A 2,034-nucleotide genomic window follows, 5' to 3' on the forward strand; every position below is an offset into this window, starting at 1 on the left:
CCGACGCGCGGGTGGCCGACGCGCGGCGCGAGTTCCACCACCGGCTCTCCACGAAGATCATCCGCAAGAACCAAGCGGTGGCAGTGGAAGACCTGGCGGTCAAGGCACTTGCGCGCACGCGCATGGCCAAGTCCGTGCACGACGCCGGCTGGTCGCGGTTCACGGCCGTGCTGGAGTACAAGGCCGCCCGCTACGGACGGCAGTTCGTCCGGATCGGCCGCTTCGAGCCCACCAGCCAGGTGTGCTCGCACTGCGGCGTCAAGGACGGACCCAAACCCCTGCACGTCCGCGAGTGGACGTGCAGCGGGTGCGGGACGATCCTGGACCGGGACGTGAATGCGGCGGTCAACGTCGCCAAGGCCGCCGGACCGGCGGTGACAGCCTGTCGAGCGCAGATAAGACGGGCACCCGTGCTCGCACCGCGTGAAGAAGCAGGAACCCATCCGAAGCCCCCCAGCGGTGGGGGGCAGGCGGGAATCCCCGGCCGTCGGGCCTGGAAGGAAGTTAACGTGTGGACATGGACCGCGAGCAGCGCCCCGCCGCCGCCCACCGGGTGATGCGCCAGGACGACAACGGCAACCGCTTCCTGCTCGCCCGCGGCCTGGACCGGGCCGCCGCCGAGGCACTGGCCGCCGAGTTCGAGGCCCGCGGCCACAAGCAGCTCTACTGGGTCGAACCCGAGGACCCCGAGAGCCACCAGGACCCCGAGGGCCACCAGGACCGCGCCTGAGCCCACCCCCGCCCCCGCCCGCCTACCATGGCGCCCGGCGGCGGCCGCCGCCCCAGCACGTGTGCGGAGGAGACCCGGTGGGCGTCGAGATCGAGCGCAAGTTCCTCGTGGCGGACGGTGCAGCCGTCCCCGACGGACGGGAGTCCGACGTCCGGCAGGGGTACTTGGCGGCCAACCCCGAGGGCGGCGAGGCACGGCTGCGCCGGCAGGACGGCGCCTACTCGCTGACCGTCAAGCGCGGCTCCGGACCGGTCCGCGGCGAGTGGGAAACCCCGCTGGACACCGAGCAGTTCGCCGTCCTGTGGCCCGCCACCGACGGCAGCCGGATCCACAAGACCCGCCGGGTCGTCCCGCTCGGCCCGCACGAGGCCGTGGTCGACACCTTCCACGGCCGGCTCGCCGGACTGCGCACCGTCGAGGTCGAGTTCGCCGACCGCCGGGCCGCCGCCGCGTTCACCCCGCCGCCCTGGTTCGGCCCCGAGGTCACCGACCGCCCCGCCTTCGCCAACCGGAACCTGGCCACCGCCACCGAACCGCCCCGCCCCTGGTACGCGGTCGGCTCCGGCGCGGCGGGCGCGAGGCCGGCGGTGCCGGGCCTGATCGACACGGTGGCCTGGGTCCGCCTGGAGGACGGCCGGATCCTGTGTGCCCGCCCGCGCGGCAAGGACGCCTTCTACATCCCCGGCGGCAAGCGCGAGGGCGGCGAGAGCGACCTGCAGACCCTGCTCCGCGAGGTCGCCGAGGAACTCTCCGTCACCCTCCTTCCCGACACCGTCACCCACGTCGACACCTACCGGGCCGCGGCCCACGCCCAGGCCCCCGGCACCCTGGTCTCGATGGCCTGCTACACCGCCGACTACACCGGCACCCTCACCGCCGGCAACGAGATCGAGGAACTCGCCTGGTTCTCCTACGCCGACCGCGACCGCGTCCCCCCGGTCGACCAGGACCTCTTCGACGACCTCCACCGCGACGGCCTCCTGCACTAGGTCCGGTCCGGCAAGATCGGCCGGACAGGTTCTAGCGCCGCAACCGCTGCCCGGCACGCCGGGACGCCCGGTCTGTACGCCAATCGGACAGACGACCCGTATGCCGGGATAGCGGTGCGATTCCCTGGGTATGGCAGAGTTCGGCAGCATTCGTCACGATCCGTGAGCCCGCGGCGGCACGGCGTGGCGGCGGCCCGCGCCCCGGCGACCCGCCGGGGGCGTCCCAGTGGCGGCGGGAGGCCCCGTAGGTGGCGAAGCCGGGTGACGGCGGGGGAGAGCGGGAGGCGGCCGGCCTGCCCCCGCGCGGTGCGCGGC

At 73.9% G+C, this 2,034-nt stretch carries 3 protein-coding genes; all 3 read left to right on the top strand.

Going from position 1 to position 2,034, the window contains the following annotated elements; translation table 11 throughout:
* Positions 1–557 (top strand): RNA-guided endonuclease InsQ/TnpB family protein (locus tag ACFUEL_RS38990; protein ID WP_380242848.1); only part of this gene is annotated, 557 nt, incomplete at its 5' end.
* A complete protein-coding gene (locus ACFUEL_RS38995; protein ID WP_380242850.1) occupies positions 518–730 on the top strand; it encodes a hypothetical protein in 213 nt (70 codons plus the stop codon). The genes ACFUEL_RS38990 and ACFUEL_RS38995, both read left to right, overlap by 40 nt.
* Positions 731–1,317: 587 nt before the next feature.
* Positions 1,318–1,719, top strand: a complete 402-nt coding sequence (locus ACFUEL_RS39000) for an NUDIX domain-containing protein (protein WP_380242852.1) — start codon at positions 1,318–1,320, stop codon at positions 1,717–1,719.
* Positions 1,720–2,034: the final 315 nt, after the last annotated feature.

Origin of the sequence: Kitasatospora sp. NPDC057198 (assembly GCF_042670125.1) — a bacterium.
Taxonomy (GTDB): domain Bacteria; phylum Actinomycetota; class Actinomycetes; order Streptomycetales; family Streptomycetaceae; genus Kitasatospora.

Excerpts from the sequence above, each read along its gene's own strand:
- ACFUEL_RS38995 (WP_380242850.1), top strand. The coding sequence starts at position 518 with ATGGACCGCGAGCAGCGCCCCGCCGCCGCCCACCGGGTGATGCGCCAG.